The 21,706-nt window shown below is 75.1% G+C and carries 27 protein-coding genes; 13 read left to right on the forward strand and 14 right to left on the reverse strand.

Going from position 1 to position 21,706, the window contains the following annotated elements; genetic code table 11:
• Window positions 1-363: 363 nt before the first annotated feature.
• The 3 genes from F1C15_RS07980 to F1C15_RS07990 form a co-directional block, all read right to left on the reverse strand.
• Window positions 364-1,290 carry a hypothetical protein gene (locus F1C15_RS07980; RefSeq protein ID WP_185230481.1) on the reverse strand — a complete coding sequence of 309 codons (927 nt, stop codon included), beginning with the start codon at window positions 1,288-1,290 and terminating at the stop codon, window positions 364-366.
• A gap of 103 nt (window positions 1,291-1,393) precedes the next feature.
• Complete coding sequence (locus F1C15_RS07985; RefSeq protein ID WP_185230483.1) at window positions 1,394-2,278, reverse strand: hypothetical protein; 885 nt, start codon at window positions 2,276-2,278, stop codon at window positions 1,394-1,396.
• Between the two features lie 55 nt (window positions 2,279-2,333).
• Entirely contained in the window at window positions 2,334-2,927 is a 594-nt protein-coding gene (locus tag F1C15_RS07990) for a hypothetical protein (protein ID WP_185230485.1), read from the reverse strand.
• Window positions 2,928-3,063: 136 nt separating this feature from the next.
• On the opposite strand from F1C15_RS07990, the gene F1C15_RS07995 reads away from it, so the two are divergent.
• The 4 genes from F1C15_RS07995 (at window position 3,064) to F1C15_RS08010 (ending at window position 6,258) form a co-directional block, all read left to right on the forward strand.
• Window positions 3,064-3,507, forward strand: a complete 444-nt coding sequence (locus F1C15_RS07995) for a hypothetical protein (RefSeq protein WP_056057641.1) — start codon at window positions 3,064-3,066, stop codon at window positions 3,505-3,507.
• A gap of 72 nt (window positions 3,508-3,579) precedes the next feature.
• A complete protein-coding gene (locus tag F1C15_RS08000) occupies window positions 3,580-3,918 on the forward strand; it encodes a DUF3140 domain-containing protein (RefSeq protein ID WP_056057644.1) in 339 nt (112 codons plus the stop codon).
• 142 nt (window positions 3,919-4,060) lie between these two features.
• Window positions 4,061-4,735, forward strand: a complete 675-nt coding sequence (locus F1C15_RS08005; RefSeq protein WP_185230487.1) for an SDR family oxidoreductase — start codon at window positions 4,061-4,063, stop codon at window positions 4,733-4,735.
• A gap of 23 nt (window positions 4,736-4,758) precedes the next feature.
• Window positions 4,759-6,258, forward strand: a complete 1,500-nt coding sequence (locus F1C15_RS08010; RefSeq protein ID WP_185230489.1) for a glucose-6-phosphate dehydrogenase — start codon at window positions 4,759-4,761, stop codon at window positions 6,256-6,258.
• Between the two features lie 110 nt (window positions 6,259-6,368).
• Here F1C15_RS08010 and F1C15_RS08015 read toward each other — a convergent pair whose 3' ends face one another.
• Entirely contained in the window at window positions 6,369-7,166 is a 798-nt protein-coding gene (locus F1C15_RS08015) for a transglutaminase family protein (RefSeq protein ID WP_185230491.1), read from the reverse strand.
• Between the two features lie 168 nt (window positions 7,167-7,334).
• Between F1C15_RS08015 and F1C15_RS08020 the strand changes: the two genes are divergently transcribed.
• Complete coding sequence (locus F1C15_RS08020; protein ID WP_185230493.1) at window positions 7,335-7,682, forward strand: ATP-dependent DNA ligase; 348 nt, start codon at window positions 7,335-7,337, stop codon at window positions 7,680-7,682.
• A 92-nt stretch (window positions 7,683-7,774) separates the two neighbouring features.
• The gene (locus tag F1C15_RS08025; RefSeq protein ID WP_185230495.1) at window positions 7,775-8,071 is read left to right on the forward strand and encodes a hypothetical protein; all 297 of its coding nucleotides are present in this window, start codon (window positions 7,775-7,777) and stop codon (window positions 8,069-8,071) included.
• A gap of 83 nt (window positions 8,072-8,154) precedes the next feature.
• Here F1C15_RS08025 and F1C15_RS08030 read toward each other — a convergent pair whose 3' ends face one another.
• Window positions 8,155-8,814, reverse strand: coding sequence for a GNAT family N-acetyltransferase (locus F1C15_RS08030; protein ID WP_185230497.1), 660 nt, complete (start codon window positions 8,812-8,814; stop codon window positions 8,155-8,157).
• A gap of 88 nt (window positions 8,815-8,902) precedes the next feature.
• Here F1C15_RS08030 and F1C15_RS08035 point away from each other — a divergent pair, with 88 nt between their 5' ends.
• Complete coding sequence (locus F1C15_RS08035) at window positions 8,903-9,187, forward strand: hypothetical protein (protein ID WP_185230499.1); 285 nt, start codon at window positions 8,903-8,905, stop codon at window positions 9,185-9,187.
• 176 nt (window positions 9,188-9,363) lie between these two features.
• Here the strand turns inward: F1C15_RS08035 and F1C15_RS08040 are convergent, their stop codons facing one another.
• From F1C15_RS08040 to hxlB, 4 genes are all read right to left on the reverse strand, one after another.
• Entirely contained in the window at window positions 9,364-10,266 is a 903-nt protein-coding gene (locus tag F1C15_RS08040; protein ID WP_255465081.1) for a hypothetical protein, read from the reverse strand.
• Between the two features lie 390 nt (window positions 10,267-10,656).
• Window positions 10,657-10,902 carry a DUF1653 domain-containing protein gene (locus F1C15_RS08045; RefSeq protein WP_056057669.1) on the reverse strand — a complete coding sequence of 82 codons (246 nt, stop codon included), beginning with the start codon at window positions 10,900-10,902 and terminating at the stop codon, window positions 10,657-10,659.
• Between the two features lie 116 nt (window positions 10,903-11,018).
• Window positions 11,019-11,642, reverse strand: coding sequence for a 3-hexulose-6-phosphate synthase (gene hxlA / locus F1C15_RS08050; RefSeq protein ID WP_167260538.1), 624 nt, complete (start codon window positions 11,640-11,642; stop codon window positions 11,019-11,021).
• 52 nt (window positions 11,643-11,694) lie between these two features.
• The gene (gene hxlB / locus F1C15_RS08055; protein WP_185230501.1) at window positions 11,695-12,294 is read right to left on the reverse strand and encodes a 6-phospho-3-hexuloisomerase; all 600 of its coding nucleotides are present in this window, start codon (window positions 12,292-12,294) and stop codon (window positions 11,695-11,697) included.
• Window positions 12,295-12,396: 102 nt separating this feature from the next.
• On the opposite strand from hxlB, the gene F1C15_RS08060 reads away from it, so the two are divergent.
• From F1C15_RS08060 to F1C15_RS08075, 4 genes are all read left to right on the forward strand, one after another.
• A complete protein-coding gene (locus tag F1C15_RS08060; RefSeq protein ID WP_082514622.1) occupies window positions 12,397-13,227 on the forward strand; it encodes a LuxR C-terminal-related transcriptional regulator in 831 nt (276 codons plus the stop codon).
• A gap of 126 nt (window positions 13,228-13,353) precedes the next feature.
• Complete coding sequence (locus F1C15_RS08065; RefSeq protein ID WP_185230503.1) at window positions 13,354-14,433, forward strand: L,D-transpeptidase; 1,080 nt, start codon at window positions 13,354-13,356, stop codon at window positions 14,431-14,433.
• A 121-nt stretch (window positions 14,434-14,554) separates the two neighbouring features.
• The gene (locus F1C15_RS08070; RefSeq protein ID WP_167260546.1) at window positions 14,555-15,100 is read left to right on the forward strand and encodes an RNA polymerase sigma factor; all 546 of its coding nucleotides are present in this window, start codon (window positions 14,555-14,557) and stop codon (window positions 15,098-15,100) included.
• Complete coding sequence (locus F1C15_RS08075; protein WP_185230505.1) at window positions 15,090-16,358, forward strand: hypothetical protein; 1,269 nt, start codon at window positions 15,090-15,092, stop codon at window positions 16,356-16,358. Before F1C15_RS08070 ends, F1C15_RS08075 begins: the two co-directional genes overlap by 11 nt.
• 178 nt (window positions 16,359-16,536) lie before the next feature.
• On the opposite strand, the gene F1C15_RS08080 is transcribed toward F1C15_RS08075, so the two are convergent.
• Window positions 16,537-17,913: a carboxylesterase family protein gene (locus tag F1C15_RS08080; protein WP_185230507.1), complete on the reverse strand. Its 1,377-nt coding sequence runs from the start codon at window positions 17,911-17,913 to the stop codon at window positions 16,537-16,539.
• Between the two features lie 212 nt (window positions 17,914-18,125).
• On the opposite strand from F1C15_RS08080, the gene F1C15_RS08085 reads away from it, so the two are divergent.
• Window positions 18,126-18,389 (forward strand): hypothetical protein, encoded by a 264-nt coding sequence (locus tag F1C15_RS08085; protein ID WP_185230509.1) that lies wholly within the window; start codon window positions 18,126-18,128, stop codon window positions 18,387-18,389.
• Window positions 18,390-18,693: 304 nt separating this feature from the next.
• On the opposite strand, the gene F1C15_RS08090 is transcribed toward F1C15_RS08085, so the two are convergent.
• The 3 genes from F1C15_RS08090 to F1C15_RS16155 are packed head-to-tail and all read right to left on the reverse strand — an operon-like array spanning window position 18,694 to window position 20,182.
• Entirely contained in the window at window positions 18,694-19,284 is a 591-nt protein-coding gene (locus F1C15_RS08090) for a DUF3618 domain-containing protein (RefSeq protein ID WP_185230511.1), read from the reverse strand.
• A complete protein-coding gene (locus F1C15_RS16150; RefSeq protein WP_370543628.1) occupies window positions 19,284-19,709 on the reverse strand; it encodes a phage holin family protein in 426 nt (141 codons plus the stop codon). The genes F1C15_RS08090 and F1C15_RS16150 overlap by 1 nt, the downstream gene beginning before the upstream one ends.
• 26 nt (window positions 19,710-19,735) lie before the next feature.
• Window positions 19,736-20,182 (reverse strand): hypothetical protein, encoded by a 447-nt coding sequence (locus F1C15_RS16155; protein ID WP_255465083.1) that lies wholly within the window; start codon window positions 20,180-20,182, stop codon window positions 19,736-19,738.
• A gap of 212 nt (window positions 20,183-20,394) precedes the next feature.
• Between F1C15_RS16155 and F1C15_RS16160 the strand changes: the two genes are divergently transcribed.
• Window positions 20,395-20,523, forward strand: a complete 129-nt coding sequence (locus F1C15_RS16160; protein ID WP_255465084.1) for a hypothetical protein — start codon at window positions 20,395-20,397, stop codon at window positions 20,521-20,523.
• Window positions 20,524-20,892: 369 nt separating this feature from the next.
• Here F1C15_RS16160 and F1C15_RS08100 read toward each other — a convergent pair whose 3' ends face one another.
• Complete coding sequence (locus F1C15_RS08100; protein WP_255465085.1) at window positions 20,893-21,597, reverse strand: hypothetical protein; 705 nt, start codon at window positions 21,595-21,597, stop codon at window positions 20,893-20,895.
• Window positions 21,598-21,706 lie beyond the last annotated feature (109 nt).

A 21,706-nucleotide genomic window follows, 5' to 3' on the forward strand; every position in this document is an offset into this window, starting at 1 on the left:
ACGGCCCCGGGGCGGGGGCACGTCGGACGGCCGGTCGTGCTGGTCGTCCGTGGGGGCACCAGGGGGTGTCGGCCGGAGGGGTGGTCCGGCTGCAGGGTGGCCCGGTCGTCGTGTGGGCCTTTCGGGGGACCGCACGTCGACTTCGATGAACAGTACAGGGGCGTTCGGAGCACACTAGCCCCCCGGACGGGGGGCATGTCCCCCGTCCGGGTGGCGACTGCCCCGGGTTGCCGGGCCTGACGCCCGCTCCGCTCGCCCGGATTGTCACCCGTCCGGGTGACGACGTCACCCCCTGCGGTGTCCCCCGGGCGCACCGGCGCACCGGGTGCCTCGCCGCGCGGCGACGACAGGGTGACGGGTGCCTCAGGCGCCCGGGCCGGCGAGGCCGAACAGGGCGACCACCTCGTCGAGGTCTCGGCCCAGGACGAGGTCGAGCGGCCCGACGTCGCCGGCGTCCGCCAGCTGCGCGACGGCCGCGCCCGACGAGCCCTCGACGGCACGGGCCCTGCCCGCGACCATGAGATCGACCGGCTCGGCCCGGGCTCGCACGGGCGCGTCGGGCAGCGGGTCGAGGCCGTCGGCGACGCGCCGGTCGACGGCGAGGGCCGCCAGCACCCAGCGTTCCGCGAGGCCGACCGGGCGCAGCGACGCGAGGGGCGACCGGTGCCCCCGGCCGAAGACGACCGTCATGGTGTCGCGGAGCTCGACATGCCAGGCGACGCCGCCGACGTCGAACCGGCAGAGCTCGTCGGAGTGGAGGTCGACGACGGCCCCGAGGCGCTCCAGCGCCCGAACGGACGTCGGGCCCAGGAGGCGCACGGTCGTCGAGGCCTCGCGCTCGCGACGCTCGCGCTCGAGCACCGCCCGGGCGGTCGGGGCGTACTCGGCGTCGAGCGCGTCCTGGTCGAGCGGCGCGCCCTCGGCGAGGCGCGCGTGCAGCCACGCCGGGTCGAGCTGGCCGAGGTAGCGGAAGCGCACCTGGACGACCCCGGAGGGGTCCGGCGCGGTGAGGGGCCCGTCGGGGACGAGCAGGGCGACGCCGTGGTCGACCGACCACACGGCGACGACGGTGCCGTCGACGACGGCCACCCACGACCAGCCCTGCGCGCGCACGTCGGGGCTGCTGCGCTCGACGACGTCGCTCACGAGCGACCCGGCCGGGACCCGCAGCTCGCGGCGGTGCGTCCGGGCGTCGTCGCCCATCGACACGCTCTCCCGGTCGACGACGACGACGAGCTCCGCGGGCACGTCGCTCGACGCCGCGCCGACGAGCCGAGACCAGATCCCCATGACCGTGACGCTACCGGCACGTCAGTCCGGCCGCGCCCGGGGGGCCTCCTGCCCGCGGGGGACGAGGCCCGGCGTGCGGCCGCCGTGTCGACGAGCGTGACGGCTACAGCGCGCCCGCCCAGCCGGCGAGGAACTCCGCGCCCGCCTCGTCGTGGATGAGGCCGGAGGCGCTCGTCAGCACGGCGTACGGCTTCACGGGGACGCCGTCGGCCGGCCGCACGTCGACGTGGGCGACGGAGTGGCCGTGCTCGTGCAGCCAGTCGGCCATCGCGTAGTCGCTCCGCGAGTCGCCGACGGTGCGCCAGGCGAGCGGTGCGGGGCCGTCGAGGGCGAGCAGCTCGAGGGCTCGCTCCGCCCCCAGGTCCTTGCCGAGCCGCACGGACTCGATGTCGGTCGAGATGATCGTGGGGTCGACCCGCCACTGGACGGCGCCGGCGGCGTCGGGCCGCACGTCGTCGAGACGGCGCACCCCGGCGCCGCGGCGGGTCAGCGCCTCCATCGCCCTCTCGTCGAAGTCGCGCTGGCGGGCCAGGTAGGTGGCCGACTCGACGGTCGTCAGCTGCTCGATCGAGACCATCGCGCGCTTCGTCCGGTCGAAGAAGACGAGGTCGGCGTAGTCGCTCGCGACGAGCGCCTCCATCTCGTCGGCGAAGTCCGCGGGCATCGCGAGGCTCGCGTCGACCTGCACCTCGCTCATGCCCGCCGGTCCGTGCTCGGGCCCGATCGAGAACCACGACGCGCCCTTCTCGCAGACCGCGTGCACCCGGGCCCCCGCGGGGAGGCCGGCGGCGATCAGCTCGCCGACGACCTCGTCGCGGATGAAGGCGTCGGAGCGGCCCGTGTTGAACACGACCGGCGTGCCCGCCGCGGCGAGCACGACGAGGTCGCGCGTGATCTCGGGCAGCGCGATGCTGCGGGTGACGGGGCTGGCGATCGGCCCGTCGACGTCGAGGAGGAGACCGAGGGCGGGCTGCGGGGCGGCGTTCACCCGGTCATCTTCGCAGGCGCGGAGACCTGAGGAGTCGCGGGTCGGGTGACCGGGGTCAGGGAGCCGGGGTCATCTCCGCCACCTGGGGCAGGAACTCGGCGAGCGCCGCACCCACGATGATGACCGACACGACGACGCTCACGACGCTCAGGACGAGGTACACGACCATCGGTGCCACGCCCCGCCCGGTGCGGCGCTTCACCACGACGGCACGGCCGATGACGTAGACGACGCTGAGGAACGCCCACGGCCACGCGAAGGGACGGTCGACGCCGCGGCGCTTCAGCGCGCGCCAGTCGAAGAAGGCCAGCACGACGGTCAGGGCGTAGAGGCCCCAGCTGACGAGCTGGGCCAGGAGCATGCCGGGCGACGAGGGGGTCGCGGTGCTGCCGGCCTCGGCGAGGCGGAGGCTCTCGTCGAGGTAGGACGAGATGTCGACGAAGGCGAGGGTCAGGAGGCTGAGCAGCGGCGTGACGGCGATCGCCCACATGTACGGCGTCGACGGGTCGGCGTCGGTGCGCTGCGGGGCCGGCGGCCCGTACGAGTTCGGCTGGCCCGCCCACGGCTGCTGGCCGTACGCGGGCTGCTGACCGAGGCCCTGGCGGGGGTCGTCGCTGCCGGGCTGGCCCGGGTAGGAGGGGAAGGTCATCGTCGGTCCGTCCGGTCGGGGCGCAGGGTCGCTCCACTGTAGCGACGAGGCGACCCCCGCCTCCTCGGCCATGCGACGGAGACGAGACCCCTCCCGGAGTGGGAGGATGGTCGCTCCGGACCTGAGGAGGACTCCCGTGGCGTTGCTCCCCGAGCCTGTCATCGCGGCGCTCGACGCGTTCGCGGCCCCCGACCGCCGCGACGACCTGCGGTCGCTCGCCGTCGGCGACACCGACCCGTCGCCCGACCGCCTCGCGGCGCTCACCGAGTCGACCGACTGGGTCGACATGGCCGCCGCCCACAGCGTCGCCCCCTCCCTCGGCGACCCCGAGGGCCTCCGCCGCCTGTTGACCGCCATGGGGGCGGAGGGCCGCTGCGCCGTCCTCTCCTCCGCCGGCTCGGAGGACGACCGAGACCTCGGCGGCGCCCTCGACAGCGTGCTGCACCAGTCCGGCGGCGCCCTGGTGGTCTGCCGACCGGGGCCCCTCGCCTTCCTGATCACCGCCTCCGGCGAGCACTGGCTGCTCAGCGACCGCGAGGTGCCCCAGCTCACCGGCCCGATCCCCGTCGTCAAGCCGTAGCCGTCATCTATCCGGGGCGTCGACACGACACCCGGCGCGGACAGGCCGCCGCCACGGGTGCAGTGTCGGAGCATGGCTGATGACGACGACCGGCAGACGACCTGGGACGACTTCCACGACGACGTGACGATGACCGCGTCGGAGCTGGAGGCGTGGCTCGAGACCGACGAGTCGAAGGAGGTCGGGCAGCACTCCGAGCCCGGCGGCGAGTCGGTCGGGCACGAGAGCGGCCGGCACATCGTGCGCATCCTGCACACGAAGAAGGCCGACCTCACCGACGACGACTGGGCCCACATGGCCAAGGTGCACGGCTACGTGGCGCGGCACTCGAAGCAGCGCCCGGACGGCGACGTGACCGACACGAAGTGGCGCTGGTCGCTGATGAACTGGGGCAACGACCCGCTCAAGTGAGGCTGTCGGCGCGGGACCGGCGTTCCTCCTGAGCTGAGATACCTTGCGATACCCTGCCTCAGGTATCCACACGTATCAGGGGAACTGGCGCGGATCAGGTCGCGGCGGGCCCGCCGTCGGGGGCCCGCGGCAGACTGGCCGCATGAAGACCGCCCTCGTCACCGGATCCACCCGCGGCATCGGCCTCGCCGTCGCCCGCGACCTCTCCCGCGACCACCACGTCGTCGTGCACGGCCGTGACGAGGAGGCGGTGCGCGCGGTCGTCGCGTCGCTCCCGTCGGCCTCGGCCTGGGTCGCGGACCTCTCAGGGCCGGCCTTCGCCGCCCCCGAGCTCGACCGCCTCGACGTCGTGGTGCACGCCGCCGGCGTGATCGGCGGCGACACCGTCGAGTCGACGACGCGCGACGACTGGCGCCGCGTCTTCGAGGTCAACGTCTTCGCCGTCGCCGAGCTGACCCGCCAGCTGCTCCCCGCGCTCCGGGCCGCCGAGGGCACGGTCGTCGCGATCAACAGCGGCTCCGGCTTCATGGCCGGCACCGGCGGCGGCACCTACGCCGCGAGCAAGTTCGCCCTGCGCGCCCTCACCGACGCCCTCCGCGAGGAGGAGCGCCCCCACGGGGTGCGCGTCAGCTCGGTGCACCCGGGCCGCGTCGACACCGACATGCAGCGCGAGCTCGTCGAGAAGGAGGGCGGGCGCTACGACACCGCGCTCTACCTCGAGCCGGGGTCGGTCGCGGACGCGGTGCGGCTCGTCGTCGACCTGCCGCACGGCGCCACCGCCGAGGTGGTGTCGGTGCGGCCGACGCGCCGCGCCTGACCCGGCGGTCTAGCGTGCACGACATGACGACTGCGAACACCGAGACGGCCGCCAAGGCCGGCTCGTCGGCCCACGGCCCCGCGACCCTGCTGATCCTGGGGGCGAGCGGAGACCTCGCCTCGCGCCTCCTCATGCCCGGCCTCGGCGGGCTGCTCGCCCACGAGCCCCAGCGTCGCGTGCAGCTGATCGGCGCCGGCGTCGAGGAGTACACCGCCGAGGAGTGGACCCAGCGCGTGCGCGACTCGTTCGCGTCGGTCGACGCCTCGGGCCCCGCCGTCGACGCCCTGCTCGAGTCGACGCGGTACGTCACGGCCGACGTGACCGGCGCCGAGGGGCTGCGCACGCTCCTCGAGGCCTGCGACTCGCCGCCCTCGATCTACTTCGCCCTGCCGCCGGCGATCACCGAGAAGGCCTGCGCGGCGCTGCGGGAGGTCGACCTGCCCGACGGCACGGCCCTCGCCCTCGAGAAGCCCTTCGGCACCGATCTGGCGTCGGCGAAGGCGCTCAACCGCTCGGTGCTGAAGCTCGTGCCCGAGGACCAGGTGCACCGCGTCGACCACTTCCTCGGCCGGTCGACCGTGCTGAACCTGCTCGGGCTCCGCTTCGCGAACCGCCTCATCGAGCCGATGCTCAACAACCAGCACGTCGAGAGCGTCGAGATCGTCTACGACGAGGAGCTCGCGCTCGAGAACCGCGCCCGCTACTACGACCACGCCGGCGCGATGGTCGACATGATCCAGAGCCACCTGCTGCAGGTGATGGCCGTGCTGACGATGAACGCGCCCGCGACCCTCACCGCCGCCGACCTCCGCGACGAGAAGGAGCTGGTGCTGCGCGCCACCCGCATCTGGCAGGACGACGCGACGCGCCACACCCGCCGGGCCCGCTACGGCGCCGGCTCGGTCGACGGCCGCGAGCTGCCGGCCTACGCCGACGAGCAGGGCGTCGACCCGTCGCTCGAGACCGAGACGCTCGCCGAGGTCGTCGTCGAGGTGCAGAACTGGCGCTGGGCCGGCGTGCCGATCCTGCTCCGCTCGGGCAAGGCGCTGGCCTCGCGCCGCCGCGAGATCGTCATCACCTTCCGCCCGCCGGCCCACGTGCCGCGCGAGTTCGTCGGCGGCGGCGAGCCCGACCGCCTGCGCATCGCGATCAGCCCCGACGAGATGTCGCTCGAGCTGAACGTGAACGGGCCGGGCGACGCGTACGACCTCTCCCGCGCCTCCTTGAAGGCCGTCTTCGGCGCGTCGGACCTGACGGCCTACGGCGAGGTGCTCGAGGGCATCCTCGACGACGACCCGACGCTGTCGGTGCGCGGCGACTCCGCCGAGGAGGGCTGGCGCATCCTGACGCCGGTCGTGCAGGCCTGGTCGAGCGGGGTCGTGGCCCTCGACGAGTACCCGGCCGGCTCGGCCGGGCCGTCGTCGTGGCCCGCGGGGCCCCTGCAGGACGAGCCCGCCGAGCGCTCCGAGGAGGGCGCCGAGCTCGCCCACGACGCCGACGACCCGCAGGCCGGGCGCGACTGAGCCGGCGTCGCGGGCGATCGCCGGCTCCGGGCCGCCGACGGTCCGGGGCGCGGACGCTGCCGCCGCCGCTGCCGCCGCCGCTGACGACCTGAGGGGGTCGGCCGCCGCGCTCAGCCGAGCGTCACGAAGGCGGTGACGTCGTCGCGCGGCAGCTCGTCCGCGACCGCGGTGACCGTCATCGACCGCAGCCCCACGTAGGCGCCGTAGCTCGAGAGGAACGCGGTGTCGCTCGCGTCGCGCCCGGTCGCGATGCGCACGAGCGTCTGCCGCGGGGCGAGGGCCGTGGCGTCGACGACGTGCCACGCCCCGTCGACCCAGGCCTCGGCGACGGCGTGGAAGTCCATCGGCGCGAGTCCGGGTGCGTAGACCGACACGAGTCGGGCGGGCACGTCGAGCGCCCGCAGCAGGGCGACGACGAGGTGCGCGTAGTCGCGGCAGACGCCCCGCCGGTCGAGCAGCGTCTGGACGGCGCCGTCGGTCGGGGCGCTCGCGCCCGGGACGTACGCCAGCTGGGCGCCCACCCACGAGCTCACCGCGGCCAGGAGCCCGCGCCCCTCGAGGCCCCGGAACTCGGCGCGGGCGGTCGGGGCGAGGGTGTCCGACTCGCAGTAGCGGCTCGGCCGCCGGTAGCGGACGAGGTCGATCTCGTCGCGCTCGGGGGCGTCGGCGTGGCCGGTCACGGTGGCCCGGTAGTCGACGACGACCGTGCCGGGGCCCACCTCGCAGAGGTGCAGCCGCGTGCCGTGGCGGTCGTCGACCTCGCGCACGTCGACGGGCTCGCCGTCGAGCGTGACGACGAGCTGCTCGTCGAGCTCCGTGCCCGGCAGGCGCGCGGCGGCGATCGAGAGGACGAGCTCGGCGGGGCCCGCCACGTCGAGGTCGAGGTGGGCGGTGGCGGTTCGGCGCATGCGCCGATGATGCCAGGCCCCGGGGTCGGGCACGTGTCGGCCCCGTCACGGGCTCGTGACACGCCGTCCGAGGCACCAGCGCGGGGGTCTCGGCGGTGTCAAGGGGTCGGGTCCGGAGCCGTCCATGCCGGGGCGGGCATCTACCGTAGTGAGCTGAGGAGGAGCACGTTGGGGACACTGTTCTACGGGTCGGACCGCACGGCCGTCGACATCGACGACCGGACGCTCGCGCACCTCCAGCTCGCCGTCGTCGCGAAGCTGCGCCGGCACGAGAGCTTCTCCCTCACCTGGCGCGACGCCGACGGCTCGGGCCAGGGGCGCCACGTGCTCTGGGTGCACGAGTCCATCCCGCTCCGCTTCGTCTACGCCGGCAGCCGCATGGCCGCGATCAACCGCGCGTGGGTCGACGCGATGCTCGCGACGGCGACCACGACCACGGGCATGCGCGTCGTCCCCGAGCCTCCGCTCGGCGGCGCGGCCGTCGCCGCGGGGGACGCGGCCTCCGCGCTGGGCTGACCCGCGCCTCCGCGGGGGGGGGCCGCGGTGCCGGTGCCGGTGACCGACATCCTCGCGGCACGGCTGTCAGGGGTCGGCGGTTGGATCGGGGCATGCCCTCGTACCGCGTCGCCCTCTCCGTGGGAACCCTGCGCCCCGGTTCCCGCCCCGACGAGCTGCTGCCCCGCGCCGCCGACGCCGCGGCCGAGCTGACGACGGTGGAGGCGCGCGACATCCTGCTGAGCCGCGGCGAGCCCCAGCTCGTCGTGCGCTACACCTCGCCCGACGACGACGTGGCGGTGGCGGTCGGCGCCGTGGTCGAGGCGACGGTCGGCGAGCTCGCCGACGTCCTCGGCGGCCGGGTGCTGCGCCGCGACGGCGGGGCCTGGACGCTGGTCGCGGCCGTCTGACGCGGGCTGGTCGGCGCGGGCTGGTGGGTGCGAGCTGGTCGGCGCGGGCCTAGCCTGCGGGAGGCGCGGTGCGGGCTCCGGTCCTAGCTCACGCCTCCGGGCGCGGGGCGGGGCGGGCGGACGAGTCGCCGCTCCCACGCTCCGGTCGGCACGTCGAGCTTGCGCGTGCCGTCGGCGACGAACCCGTGCCGGGCGTAGAACGCGAGGGCCCGGGCGTTTCGCTCGAAGGCCCAGAGGTAGGCGGCACCATCGCCCAGCGCCTCCCGCAGGAGGGCGTCGGCGAGGCCGCCGCCGCGGTGGGCGGCGCCGACGTAGAGGGTCGTCAGCTCGACGAGGTCGAGGTCGAACGGGTCGTGGCGGAGGTCGCCGTGCGCCCAGCTGACGACGCCGGCCACCTCGCCGCGCGCGTCGTCGGCCGAGGGGCCCCGTGCATCGTCGCCCGGGGTGTCGTCAGCGTCGTCGCCTGAGGTGTCCCCCGCGGCGTCGCGCACCCGGGCGACCACCACGTGCCGCGCCGGCGAGGCGACGCGCAGGCCCCACGAGGCCACCCTCTCGGGCACGCCCACGGCCGCGAGGTAGGCCGGGTCGACGACGTCGCGGTAGGCCTCCCGCCACGTCTCGGTCTGGAACACGGCGATGTCGTGCACGTCGGCGGCGCTGGCGGTCCGCAGCGTCCAGGGCAGCGCCTCGGGTCGCGCCGCACGACGCGCCTCGGCGTCGTCGCGGGGCTCCGGCGGGGTCATGCGCCCATCCTGCCCAGGGCGACCGGACAGTGTCCGGGCGACCCGCGCCTCCTCGACCTCTCCCCCGGCGGGTGCGTAGGCTCGGCGCATGAGGGGACAGGCGAAGGTCGCGACCGTGCTGCTGACGGCGGCGCTCGGAGCCGTCGTGCTCGCCGGCTGCGGCGACGACGAGCCGGTCGTCGAGGTGACGCCGAGCCCCGTCAGCCCCACCGCGACTCCCGAGCCCGCGACGCCCGCGCCCACGCCCGCGCCGACCGTGACCGTGCCCGCCTCCCCCGGCGACGGCGCGTCGGAGCCCGGCCCGGCCCCGACCTCGCTCGTGCCCGTGCCGCGCGAGGAGGACGAGTTCAAGACCATCCCGCCGCAGGACTGAGGGTCGACGCCGGGCGGGCGGGTGCGACCGGGGCGGGCCGTCACGGTCGCCCGGCGGGGTCGCACTCGCCCGCCGACTCCCGAGCCCCGCACGCCGAGCCGGCGCCGGACGGGACGACGACGGCGGGGCGCCTCCCGAGGGAGGCGCCCCGCCGTGAGCGGGTCAGGCCGGACCGATCAGTACCAGTTGACGGACTGGCTGTGGCGCCAGGCGCTGCACGGGGTGCCGTACGCGCGCTTGATGTAGTCGAGGCCCCAGGCGACCTGCGTCGAGGCGTTGGTCGCCCAGTCGCTGCCGGCCGTGGCCATCTTGCTGCCCGGCAGGGCCTGCGGGATCCCGGTCGCGCCGCTCGGGTTGTAGGCCTGGTAGTTCCAGCCGGACTCCTTGGTCCAGAGGTTCACGAGGCAGCCGTACTGGTCGCTGCCCCAGCCGTACTTCGACGAGGCGAGGGCCTGCGCGGTGGCCTTGGCACCGGCGGGCGTGTTCTGCGCGGCGAGGGCCGCGGCGGCGTCGGCGGCGGCCTGCGCGGCGGCGGCGGCCTGCCGGTCGGCCTCCGCCTGGGCGGCGGCCGCTGCGGCGGCGGCGGCTGCGGCGTCGGCCTGGCGGTCGGCCTCGGCGGCGGCGGACTGCACCGTGCGGGCGCTGTCGACGGTCGCGGCGACCCGGTCGGCGAGCGTGTCGGCGTCGAGCGACTCGTAGTCGGCGAGCGAGGCGACGCTGGTCTGCAGGGCCGACGCGTCGACCTTGCCCTGCGACGACGCGACGACCTGCGACGCGGCGTCCAGAGTCGCCTTCGCCTGGGCGTCGGCGAGGGCCGACGCGATGGCGTCCTCCTGCCTCTCGGTCTCGGCGGCGTGCGCGGCGGCGACGGCCTCGGCCGACGGAGCGCGGTTCACGAGGGCGAAGCCGGAGCCGGTCACGAGGGCGACCGCGGCGATCGAGCCGATCGCGATCGTGCGGCGACGAGCGGTGCGGCGACGGGCGGAGGCGAGCTCGCGGCGGGTGGGGGCGGCCGCGGCGGGGGCCGTCGGCCTCGTGCCCTCGGCGGGCACGGTGGCGCTGGTGTTCTCGGAGGTCATGTCGTCCAATGCTCGGCCGACCCGCGCCTCCGGAGGGGCTCCGGGTGCTCCTCGAGGGAGCGGGCACGCGTCACACGGGGGCGATCACCGCGGTGGCGGTGTCGGACGGTCCCTCCGGATCTCGGGGCACGGCGTCTCCGGCCTGCGGGGGCAGGCTCCCGAGGTTCGGGCGAGACGGCGCGAGGACGCGTCGGCGTGACGGGGTCGGTGGTGCGGCAGGGCTCAGGGCCCGTTCGTTCGTCCGCGCTCCCGCGGGGGACAGGGCGTACGCGCAGACGAAGCGGCAAGCATGCACGCCCGGCCTGAACGGGACCGACCGGCTTCCTGGCAAACCCCTGTGCGGTCTCGACCTCGCGGCACATGCCCAGGTCGGAATGTGCCCGGGTCAGCTCAGTGCAGGCGGGTGAACCGGGGCCCGTCGTGCTCGCCCCGCGTCACGTGCGCGACGAAGTCGGCGAGGGGGCGCACCCAGAACGAGTAGTCGTCGTAGAGCTTGCGGTAGAAGACCAGCGGCTCCTCGGTCTCGCTGTGCCGCCCGGTGCCGACGACCTCGTAGAGGGCGCCCTTGAAGTGGCGGTAGATGCCGGGCTCGGGAGGCGCGGGCGGGGTCGCGGGGGCGGGCGTCGGCTCGGTCATCGCCCCAGGCTAGGACGCCGTCGGCCCACGACGAACCCCGTCCTCGCACGGGAACCACGCCGCGGCGTGGTTCCTCGGCGAGGACGGGGTTCGTCAGCGAGGAGGCGGTGGTGCCGTTACTTGATCGCGGCGCGGATCTCGGCGGCGGCACCGGCGACGTCGTCGGCCGAGTAGATCGCGGCACCGGCGACGGCGACCTGCGCGCCGGCGTCCTGCACGGAGCCGACCGTCGCGGCCTTCACGCCGCCGGCGACCGAGAACGGCACGCCCGAGGCGCGGCCGGCCTCGAGCAGCTTCTCGAAGGTGAAGCCCTCCTCGGCCTGCTCGTCGAGGCCGGCGTGCATCTCGACGAACTCGGCGCCGAGCGCGACGACCTCCTTGGCGCGGGCGGCCTTGTCGCTGACGCCGATCAGGTCGACGACGATGCCCTTGCCGTGCGCCTTCGCGGCCTTGACGGCACCGGCGATGGTGCTGTCACCAGCGACGCCGAGCACGGTGACCAGATCGGCACCGGCCTTGAAGGCCTCGTCGGCCTCGAGCTCGCCGGCGTCCATCGTCTTGAGGTCGGCGAACACGATCTTGTCGGGGTGCGCCTCCTTGATCGCGGTGATGGCGCGGAAGCCCTCCGCCTTGATCAGCGGGGTGCCGAGCTCGATGATGTCGACGCTCGGGGCGGCGGCGGCCGCCAGCTCGAGGGCGGCGTCGGTGGTCAGGGTGTCCATGGCGAACTGCAGCTTCATGTGGTGCTCCTTCTGTGGTGGGGTGAGGGGGTGTCGAGGAGGCGCGGTGCGGCTACTCGAGGTTGGCGTGGCGGGGCCACATGTCGTCGGCGCTCTGGCCCGACCGCTGCCAGAGGGCGTGGAACAGCGCGTCGCCGACCAGCACGACGACCTGCTCGAAGAGGCCGCCGGCGTACTGCGCCGAGGCGGCCCTCGAGCGGTCGAGCTTGTCGGCGGCGGGCACGATCAGCACGGCCGTGGCGACCTCGGCGAGGGGCGACGAGTCGTCGGTGGTGACCGCGGCGACGCGGGCCCCGGCGTCGACGGCCGACTGGGCCGCGCCGACGATGCCGCCGGTGGTGCCCGAGCCGCTCGCCGTGAGCAGCACGTCGCCCTCGCCGATCGCCGGCGCGGTCACCTCGCCCACGACGTGGACGGTGAGGCCCAGGTGCATGAGGCGCATGGCCGTCATGCGGAGCGCCAGGCCCGAGCGGCCGGCTCCGTGCACGAAGACGCGGCGCGCCCCGGAGAGCAGGTCGGCGACGGCGGCGAGGCCGTCGGGGTCGGTGTCGACGACGGCACGGACGGCCCGGTCGACCTCGGCGCGCACGAGGTCGAGCGCGACGGAGGGGACGGCGGCGTCGGGGCGGTCGGCGGTGTCTGCGGGAGGCATGGCTCCTGGTCTACGCGCACCGCGCCTCCCCGGGGCCGTCCGTCCGGTGGGGGCGACCTGCCCGAACGGGTAGGTCGGGGAGGCGCGGGTAGGGTCGGGCGGGTGACCGACGACGACCTGCCGCTGCCCTCCCCCGCCAGCCGGGCCCTCGTCGTCGAGCACGCGCGGGCCGTGTCGGACCTCGTCGACCGACAGGCCCTCACGCTCGAGTCGCTGCTCGCGACGCTCCGCTCGACCCGGCTCGACGATCGCGCCGCCCGGACGCTCGCGACCGAGATCGCGGCCTCGGCGATGGTCGAGATCCGCACCGAGACCGACCAGCAGCGCTCGCTGCTGCTCGAGCCGGTGGTCGGGGCCTTCGCGCGCCTCCGGAACGACCTGCGGCCCCTCGTGCGGTTCGGCGACCTCGACGTGCAGTTCGTCGAGCCGCCCGCGACCGGCCGGGCCCTGCCCGGCGAGGTGGCCCACGCCGCACGCGCCATCGTGCGGAGCGCCGTGCTCGCCCTCGTCGACTCCGGGCGGTCGAGCCGGGTGCGGATCCAGTGGGACTGCGACGGGCTCAACCTGCTGATCGGCATCCGCGACGACGGGGCCGGCGAGCTGACGGTGCACGACGACTCGCTGCGGCCGATCGCCGAGCGGGTCGCGGCGCTCGACGGCTCGCTCGACGTGGCGTCGACGCCGGGGTGGGGCAGCGACGTCGCCGTGACGCTGCCCCTCGACCCGCCCGCGGAGCCGGGCAGCCTCGACGAGTCGGTCGCCCTCAGCCCGCGCGAGCGCGAGGTGCTGCGGCTCGTCGCGTCGGGGGCGCGCAACCGGTCGATCGCCCAGGCACTCGGCATCAGCGAGAACACGGTGAAGTTCCACGTCTCGAACCTGCTGCGGAAGGCCGGGGCCGCGACCCGAGCCGAGCTGACCGCGCTCGCCCGGTAGGCGCCCTCTCAAATTTGAGAGGGATCCGCGCCGGAGGAGCGCAGGGACGCGGGAGTCGCGGGTCGAGATCACAGATCACTCTCGTTCTGCCCGGAGCGGCCCCTCGCCGGGCAGACTGGACGCACTGTGGACGAGACACCGGACGCGACGCCCCCCGCCCCGCACGGCCCCGGCCGGCCGGCCGACGCCGGCACGCCCGAGGCCGCCCCCGCGGCCGGCACCGTCGCGGCAGGCACCTCCGACGCCGGCACGCCCGCGGCCGCCTCCACTCCCGCCGCCGCACCCCGCCGCCTCCCCCGCCGCACCGCCGTCCTCGCCGGCGCCGCCGCGCTGGCCCTCGTCGCCGCGGGCACCGTCGCGGTCGCGGTGACCCGCGGCGAGCCCGCCGCCGCGCCGACCTCCGCGCCCGCCGCCGCGCCGACGCCCAGCCCGAGCCCCACCGCCGCGCCGGCCCCGGCGGCCGTGCCCGCGCCTCCCTCGCCCGAGGCCCTGGCCGCGCTCCCGCTCGCGTTCTTCGACGCGGTCGTGCCCGAGCTGCTCGACGGCGGCGACCTCACGCCGACCAACCAGTGGACGATCGCGACCCCGCGAGCCGCGCTCGTCGCCCTCTACGCGAGCCCCTCGGCCGACGCGGCCCCGGTCGCGACGTTCGGCGCCACCGTCCCGACGCTGAACCGCCCCGCCGCCACCGCGGTCTGGGGCACGAGCCCGGGCCTCGACGGGGGCATGGTGCTCATCTCGACGCCCGCCCGCAGCGCGACGCCGGGCGACGGCGGGGTCGCCGCCGCCCCGAGCGCGACGTTCGCGTGGGCACGAGCGGCCGACTTCACGCTCAGCCCCGCGACGCAGTCGATGCTCGTCGACAACGCCAGCTCGGTGATCTCGGTGCTCGACCAGGACGGCGCGGTCTCGGCCCAGGAGGTCGCTCGCCTCGGCTCCCCCGACGACCCCACGCCGGCCGGGACGGCCACCTACATGGAGGCCAACTACGTCGACCCGAGCATCGGCTACACGCAGGGCCAGCCGATCGCGCTGACCGGCGCGCACTCGCCGCTGCTGGCGGGCTACGGCGGCAACTCCGCGCTGACGGCGATCCACTACTACCCCGACCCCACCGGCTCCTCGCACGGGTGCGTCCGGGTGTCGGCGGCGATGACGCAGGCGCTGGCGACGCTGCCCGTCGGCACGCCGATCCAGTTCACCTGAGCGCCGGAGGCGCGGGCGGGGCCGGGTGCGCACCGCGCCTCCCACAGGGCCTGCTGAAGAGATCTGCACGAGTTCGTCAGGATCCGTCCTCCGGCGACATTCCTAGGTGAGGGGGGTGGACATGGACCTGACGACGGAGAGCGACTCCGATCTCGTACGACGCACGGCGACGGGCGACCGGCACGCGCTGTCGACGATCTTCGACCGCTACGCGCCGGCCGTGACCCGGTACGCGTGGGCACTGGTCGACAGCCGCATGGACGTCGAGGAGGTCGTGCAGGACACGCTCGTCACGATGTGGCGACGGTCGGCCGAGATCGTGCTGCACGACGGGTCGCTGCTGCCCTGGCTGCTCGTCGCGTGCCGCAACCACGCGATGAACCTCCGTCGCAAGCGGGTCCGTGACTCCGCCGACGAGCTGCCGCTCGACCTCGCCGACCTCGACCAGGAGGACGCGGCCGAGGCGCGGGAGCGGCTCCGCTGGGTGCGCGCCGAGATCGACGCCCTCAGCCCCCTCGACCAGCAGGTCATCGAGCTGTGCCTCATCGAGGGACGTTCCTACGCCGAGGCCGCGAAGGCGCTCGGCATCAGCGTCGGCTCCCTCACCCAACGGGTGAGCCGGAGCCGCGCCCGACTCAGGAAGGCGGTGACGAACGATGGACGTTGAGCCCCCCGTCGGTGACGACCTGAACCGCATGCTCGTCTCGATGAAGCAGCAGGTGCTGCAGCGAGCGGCGACCGAGCCCCCCGCGAAGCCCCGCCCGTGGGCCCGCCGGCACCTCGGCCTCACCCTCGGCCTCGTGGCGCTGCTCGGCATCGGCGGCGCTTCGGGCGCCCTGGCGCTCGTGCTGCCCTCGCCGTTCGAGGCGGCCGCGCCGGCCTCGCCGACGAGCACCCCGGAGCCCTCGGCGACGCCGCGCGCGACGGCGACCCCGACCTTCACTCCGGCCGCGCCCGAGCAGGACCCGGTGCCGCGGCCCGCGTACGACGTGGACTGCGCGACGCTCGGCGACCAGATCGGGGTCGACGAGGTCGTGCCGGGGGCGTCCGTGGAGGAGGTGCCCCTCGCTCCCTACACTGCGGAGTACCTGCAGGAAGGTGCCCTCCGGTGCACCTGGGTCGAGGGTGACGTGAGCACGTCCGGGCCCTTGAGCGGCTTCTCCGTGACGATCGTCCCGCAGGGACCTCGTGGCCTCGAGTGGATCTCGGGCCTGCGCCAGTCCGGCCTGTCCGAACTCGGGGTGGGCGACGCGTCCGCCGTCGCGTGTGACCCGGACATGGACCGTGCGTGCCGCAGCTCCGTGGTGGTCGGACCCTGGTGGATGGAGGTCGGAGCCTACGACTTCCGCGCGGCCTCGGCGGGCGGCTACGTCGCAGCGCCGACCGCGGACACGCTCCGACCCGCCGCCGCGGCGCTCGCGGGTCTGCTGGAGGCCCGGACGCCGCCGGCACCGTGGCGGGTGCCGACGTCGACCTGGGGTGTGACCGGGTGCGACGGCCTGCCCTCGGCAGCGGCACTGGCTCCCGCCGTCGGGGCGGGACCGCTCGACGAACCGACCGACCAGCTGGCCACCGACGCCGTCTCCACCGGCATCGAGCTGACGCAGCTCGACGCACCGATCTGCACCTGGGTCGTCCAGGACCAGCAGCTGGACGGTCTCTACGCGGTCGAGGCGGTGTGGGCTGACGGAGCAGCGTGGGCCCTCCGCGAGTCCCTCGTGCCGGGCACGCCGGTCACGGTCGCCGGCGCTGAGGACGCCCGAGGATCGTGCTCCTCCGAGGTGGGCCGAAGTGGCTGCGTCATCGACATGGTGGTCGCCGACACCTGGGTCCAGGTGTTCAGCCAGTCCGCCCCGACGGCCCCGGACGGCTTCCAGCAGCTCGTGCCGGCTGCCGAGGTGATCGCCGCGGCGAGGCGCGGCTGACGAGACCCGGCTCGGCGCGGGGGCGCCGGGCCGTGGTCGGCCGCCGGGGGGCGGTCGGCCCGGGGTCGGGGGCCGGTGCGGGGGCACCGGCCCACGACCTCGTCACGCGCGAGGCGCAGAAGACGCGCGAGGCGCAGAAGGCGCAGGAGGCGCAGGAGGCGCGGGAGGCTGCTGCAGGTCAGCTCCGGAAGAGGCGGATCGTCCCCTGCAGCCCCGCCCCCGCGTCCGCCGCGACCGTGCCGGTGCGGGCGAAGTCGGCCCAGATCTGGCGCACCCGCCGCCCGCGGCGGTCGACGTCGGCCCAGTCGGCGTCGCCGACGAGCATCGTGTGCCCCCAGCTGTCGACGCCGCCGAGCAGCAGCGGCACGTCGGTCACGTGCGCCGCGCCGAAGACGGCCCCCTCCGGGGCCCAGGTGAGCTCGTAGCGGACGGCCCGGCCGCCGGCCGCCCGGTGCCGCGCCGCGAACGCGCGGGCGTCGCGCCCGTAGATCGCGTGGGTGGTCGCGCCGACGAGCAGCCGCCGGAAGACCCGCCCGACGACGGGCAGCGCAGCCAGGCGCTCCAGCGCCGGCACGAACGCGAAGAACAGGCCCGTCTCCTCGCTGGTCGAGCCGATCAGCAGGTCGACGTCGGGCGCGACCTCGCGCCACGCGGCCTCCCGGTCGGCTTCGGCGGGCAGGGGCGCCTGGCCGTACTGCAGCCCGAACGCCATGCCCCCGCGGAGGCCGAACCGGCGGGCGGCCTTCTCGGCCGCGGCCTGGAGGGCGAGCACCTGCGCGACGGGGGCGTTCCGGGGCGGGGTCCCCACCGCCTCCACCATGGCTCGGTTCATGCGCGAGCGGCCGCGGGTGATGCCGAGCGGCGCGCTCTGCACGATCGCGCGGCGGAAGAGGCCCCGGGCACCCTCGCTGATCATCAGGTGGGCGACCGAGTCGCCGCCCGCCGACTGGCCGAAGAGCGTCACGCGGTCGGGGTCGCCGCCGAACGCCGCGACGTTCTCGTGCACCCAGCGCACGGCGGCCACCTGGTCGAGCAGCCCGAGGTTGGCGGGCACCGAGGCGCCGTCGCCGTAGAAGCCCAGCATGCCGAGGCGGTAGGTCACCGTCACGACGACGACGCGCTGCTCGGCCACGAGCGCCCTAGGGTCGTAGACGCCGAGGTCGCCGGCGCCCGTCACGTACGAGCCGCCGTGGATCCACACCATCACCGGCAGCGACTCCCCCGGCTCGAGGTCGGCGGGCAGCGTGATCGACAGCGCCTGGCACCGCTCGGAGTCGACCATGCCGTCGCTCGCGCCCTCGATCAGGGCGCTGAGCGTGCGCGACGAGAGCTGCGGCGAGGCGGGCGCGCGCGAGAAGGCCTCGTAGGGCACGGCCCGGCCGTCGGCGTCGACCGCAGGAGTCGCGGGTCGGGGAGCCTCGAAGCGCTCGGCCTCCGCGTACGGCACGCCGAGCACCCGCACCACGTCGCCGTCGACGAGGCCGACGACGGGCCCGCTCGGCGGGGCGAAGGAGCGGGTCTCACGAGGGGCTCGGGGCTGGGTCGGCGCGGTCACCGCCCCACGCTAGTCGCGCCTCCCCGGGACTCGCGTCGACCCCCGTGCGCCCACGAGGCGGGCGCGGGTTCCTGGGGTCTCGCTGTGCAGTTCGGTCGTTGTCTTGAATGATTCAAAACTAGGGCTAGGGTAGAGGCAACGCCGACGGTGACGAGGAACGCCACCCGACCCGACGGTGCCGCCTCGCCGCCCCGCACGCCGAGGAGGCCCCCATGAGCACGAACCACACCCGCACCGCCGCCCCCGCCCAGCCCTTCCCGCTGGGCGGCCAGTACACCAGCACCGCTCGCCGCGACGAGCCGGTCGGCAGCTACGTGTCGTCGACCCGCGGCGCCGAGCGCCTCGTCGGGTCGTACGTCTCGCCGTCGGTGCCGCGCACCTCGCTCGGCCGCTACGTCCGCGCGCAGTTCGGTCGCCTGGCCACCCACACCTCGACGATCCGCACCCAGACCGGGTCGATCGTCCTCGGCCGCTAGCCGAGCCCCTGACCGGCACCGCTCCCCCCGGCGGTGCCCCGGTGGCGTCGTCCCCCCGACGCTGCCCGACGCCCTGCCTCGCGATGTGCACACGCTTCCCGCGAGGCAGGGCGTCGCTGCGTCCGCGCGACCACCATCGAGGTGACGCTTGCTGGGTCTTGCGGGCACGCGAGGGCCCAGGACGCGTCACCTCGCTGCGGCGCCACGCGCGACGCACGCCGCGCACCCGGACGAGGTGGCCCGCCCGCTCCCCCACCGTGGTGGGGAGGGCGGGGCGGGCCACCTCGTCGGCGGAGCCGGGTCGCTACGCGCCCTGGACCGTGTCCTTCGACTGCTGCGCGCTGTCCTTCACGTCGCCCGCGGCCGACCGGGCCTCGTCCTTGACGGTGCCCGCCGCCTCCTGGGCGGTGTCCTTGACGCTGGCGAACGCCTCCTGCGCCGGCTCCTTGAGGTTCTGCGCGACGTCCTGCGCGGCGCCCTTGACGGCGTCGACGGCGGGGCCGGCCTGCTCCTTCGCCTGGGCGACGAGCTCCTGCTCCTTGTCCGAGGCGGGGATCAGCGACGACAGGAGCCAGCCGGCGCCGAAGGCGATCAGGCCGACGGCGAGCGGGTTGCCCTTCGCCGTCTGGACGCCCTGGTGCACGGTGTCCTTCGTGGAGTCGACAGCGCCCGACGCGGCGCCGGAGACGCTGCTCGTGCCGTGGTGCGCGGTGCCCATGACGGACTCCTTGACGCTGCTGAACTTGCCCATGACCTTGTCGGTCTGGCGGTGGGCGATGCTCGTCGGGTTCACCTTGTCGGCGAGGGCGTCGACGTCGTAGCCGAGGCCCGCCCGGGTGCGCTCGATCTCGGCCCGGATCTGCTCCGGGGTCTTGTTCTCGTCAGTGGTGCTCATCAGTGGCCTCCAGGCTTCACGGTCTCGGGGATCTTCTTGAGGGAGTCGGCCGTCTTCGGCGCCCCCGTGATGTCCTTGACTTCCTTGCGTCCGCGCGTGAACAGCACGAGCGCGACGACGGCGTAGACGACGGCGATGATCAGCGACGACCAGCCCAGGCCGATCAGCTCGCCGAGGCTCCACATCGCGGCCAGCGACAGGAAGAGCAGGGCGAACAGGCCGGTGAGGCCCGCTCCGCCGAACATGCCGGCGCCCTTGCCCGCCTTCTTGGCCGACTCGGTCAGCTCCGCCTTGGCGAGGTCGACCTCCTGGCGGAAGAGGGTGGAGATGTCGCTCGTGACGCTGCCGAGGAGGTCGCCCAGCGACGACGTCGCCGCACGCTCCTCCGGGTCCGGCACGCCGGGGGTGGGCCCGCCGGCGGGCACGCCGCCGCCGGGGAAGGTGGCGTCGGTCACGGGCGCGTCGCCCCCTCGCCCGGGAAGGTGCCCGGGGTGCTGGAGCTCGTGGTCGTGCCGAAGCCGGGCACGTCGCCCTCGGTGACGACGTCGTACTCGCCCGCGACGGGGCCGGTGATGGTCGCGTCGCCGGCCGGAGGCGCGGTGCGGCTCGTCACGCCCGCGGGCGTCGTCGAGGCGGTGCCGGTGCCCGTCGAGCCCGCGTCGCTCGCGTGCTCGCTCTTGGCCTCGGCCGTCAGCGCCTTGACGACGCGTCCGGCGAAGAGGCCGGAGACGGCGGCGATCGCGATGAAGGTGCCGGGCTTGCGCGCGGCGTAGTGCTTGACGTCGTCGAGCAGGGTGCCGGGGTCGCGGCCCTCGAGCCAGCTGGCGACGCCGTGGGCGCGGCCGCTGAGGTTCCGGACGAGGTCCTGCGCGAGCCCGGTGTCGCTCGAGTCGGCCATGGAGGTCAGCTGCTGGCTGACGGCGTGGAGGCCCTCGGCCGCCTTCTGCTGCTGCGCGCCGGCCTGGTCCTTCAGCTCGGAGGTGGCCTGGCCGAAGAGCTGCTTCGCCTGGCCGGACGCCTCGGAGGCGACCTTGCCGGCCTGATCCTTCGTGGTGCCCGCGACCTGCTGCGGAGTCCGCCGCGTCGCCGGCGACGGCCTTCACCTCGCCCTTGGCCGCGTCGGCCTTGCCGGAGCCCGACGAGTCGGCGGAGCCGGAGCCGGAGCTCGTGCCCGTGCCGGTCGTGGTGGCGCCCGGGGCGGACGTGCCCGCGACGACGGAGTCGAACGGGTCGCCCTGACCGGTGACGTCGCCCAGGGACGACGTCGAACCGGCCGCCTGGTCGTACAGGGGGGTCGACGGAGTGCCGTCGGTGTGGTCAGTGTCGCTCATGTCGAGACCTCTCGGGATGGTCGGTCGGCCGCCGGGGGAGCGGCCGCTCTGTGGTTGCGGCCACTCTCGACCGGGCGCTCCCGCACGGCGCCCGGGTTGGGCCGGAGGGGTACATCCCGTCCCAAACGTGCTTGACAGCCCGACTCGACACCGTTCGTCGACCCCGCCCGCACACGCGGAAGAGCCCCGCTGCGCGGTGCGCAGCGGGGCTCTTCCGGGAACCACCGGTCGGGTCGTCGACCGGGTGGGGTGCGTCGCCGGAGGGCGACGGCGGGTGCTACTTGGTGGCGACGGTGATCTTCGCGACGCCGACGAGCATCTCGTCCTGGACGGCGTCGGTCTTGAAGGTCTGGTTCAGCAGCGCGGCCGCGTCGGGGCTGACGTGCACCGTGGTGCCCTCGAGGATCGCGTTGTCGCCCTCGGTCTGCAGGGGCTTCAGCGAGCCGCCGTAGAGGTTGAACAGGTAGGCGTCCTCGGCGGCGACGGTGCCGTTGGCGGTGACGGTGCCGTAGAGCTTCGACTCGCCCGGGTCGATCCGGAAGTCGGTGAGCTCGACGACGGTGCCGTCGGCGGCGGTCAGCGACAGGCCGGAGCCGTCGTGGTCGATCTCGCCCTGGACGTAGGGCCGGACGTCGCTGGCGGGGTCGTAGTAGTCGACGTTGCCGCCCGTGATCGGGAAGGCGAAGGAGCCGTCGGTGAAGGTCGCGGTGCCGACGACGCCGGGGGTCAGGCCGAGGCTGGTGAGCGCGTCGACGAAGGACTGGTCGACGGCGACCTGGGTGTCGACGCCCTTGCTCAGGTCGGGCAGCGACGCCAGCGGCGTGGCCTCGGCCGTGGGCTCCGCGGCGGCGGAGGACGAGCTCGACGAGCCGGCGTCGGACGAGGTGTCGTCCATCGAGCAGGCGGCGAGCGAGAAGACGAGTGCGCCGGAGGCGACGAGGCCGAGGGCGGTCTTGGTGATGGTCTTGCGCGTGATGGTCACGATGCAGCTCCTTGTCTGTGGTTCCCGGTGGGGATGACAAGGGTTCGCCGCCCCTCCCGAGATCGACTGGTCTCGTTACCCGACCGTGACCTGCGGGCCTGCACCGCGA

It is taken from the genome of Frigoribacterium sp. NBH87 (assembly GCF_014217665.1).
Classification (GTDB): Bacteria; Actinomycetota; Actinomycetes; order Actinomycetales; family Microbacteriaceae; genus Frigoribacterium; species Frigoribacterium endophyticum.

Bases quoted from the DNA above. Each gene is read 5' to 3' on its own strand.
- F1C15_RS08025 (WP_185230495.1), top strand. From the start codon at position 7,775: ATGCCCTCGTACCGCGTCGCCCTCTCCGTGGGAACCCTGCGCCCCGGT.
- hxlB (WP_185230501.1), bottom strand. From the start codon at position 12,294: ATGCCTCCCGCAGACACCGCCGACCGCCCCGACGCCGCCGTCCCCTCC.
- F1C15_RS08070 (WP_167260546.1), top strand. From the start codon at position 14,555: ATGGACCTGACGACGGAGAGCGACTCCGATCTCGTACGACGCACGGCG.
- F1C15_RS16155 (WP_255465083.1), bottom strand. From the start codon at position 20,182: ATGGCCGACTCGAGCGACACCGGGCTCGCGCAGGACCTCGTCCGGAAC.
- F1C15_RS08000 (WP_056057644.1), top strand. From the start codon at position 3,580: ATGGCTGATGACGACGACCGGCAGACGACCTGGGACGACTTCCACGAC.
- F1C15_RS07980 (WP_185230481.1), bottom strand. From the start codon at position 1,290: ATGGGGATCTGGTCTCGGCTCGTCGGCGCGGCGTCGAGCGACGTGCCC.
- F1C15_RS08035 (WP_185230499.1), top strand. From the start codon at position 8,903: ATGAGGGGACAGGCGAAGGTCGCGACCGTGCTGCTGACGGCGGCGCTC.
- F1C15_RS08040 (WP_255465081.1), bottom strand. From the start codon at position 10,266: ATGACCTCCGAGAACACCAGCGCCACCGTGCCCGCCGAGGGCACGAGG.
- F1C15_RS08045 (WP_056057669.1), bottom strand. From the start codon at position 10,902: ATGACCGAGCCGACGCCCGCCCCCGCGACCCCGCCCGCGCCTCCCGAG.
- F1C15_RS08075 (WP_185230505.1), top strand. From the start codon at position 15,090: ATGGACGTTGAGCCCCCCGTCGGTGACGACCTGAACCGCATGCTCGTC.
- F1C15_RS08090 (WP_185230511.1), bottom strand. From the start codon at position 19,284: ATGAGCACCACTGACGAGAACAAGACCCCGGAGCAGATCCGGGCCGAG.
- F1C15_RS08085 (WP_185230509.1), top strand. From the start codon at position 18,126: ATGAGCACGAACCACACCCGCACCGCCGCCCCCGCCCAGCCCTTCCCG.
- F1C15_RS07990 (WP_185230485.1), bottom strand. From the start codon at position 2,927: ATGACCTTCCCCTCCTACCCGGGCCAGCCCGGCAGCGACGACCCCCGC.
- hxlA (WP_167260538.1), bottom strand. From the start codon at position 11,642: ATGAAGCTGCAGTTCGCCATGGACACCCTGACCACCGACGCCGCCCTC.
- F1C15_RS08010 (WP_185230489.1), top strand. From the start codon at position 4,759: ATGACGACTGCGAACACCGAGACGGCCGCCAAGGCCGGCTCGTCGGCC.
- F1C15_RS08015 (WP_185230491.1), bottom strand. From the start codon at position 7,166: ATGCGCCGAACCGCCACCGCCCACCTCGACCTCGACGTGGCGGGCCCC.
- F1C15_RS08030 (WP_185230497.1), bottom strand. From the start codon at position 8,814: ATGACCCCGCCGGAGCCCCGCGACGACGCCGAGGCGCGTCGTGCGGCG.
- F1C15_RS08005 (WP_185230487.1), top strand. From the start codon at position 4,061: ATGAAGACCGCCCTCGTCACCGGATCCACCCGCGGCATCGGCCTCGCC.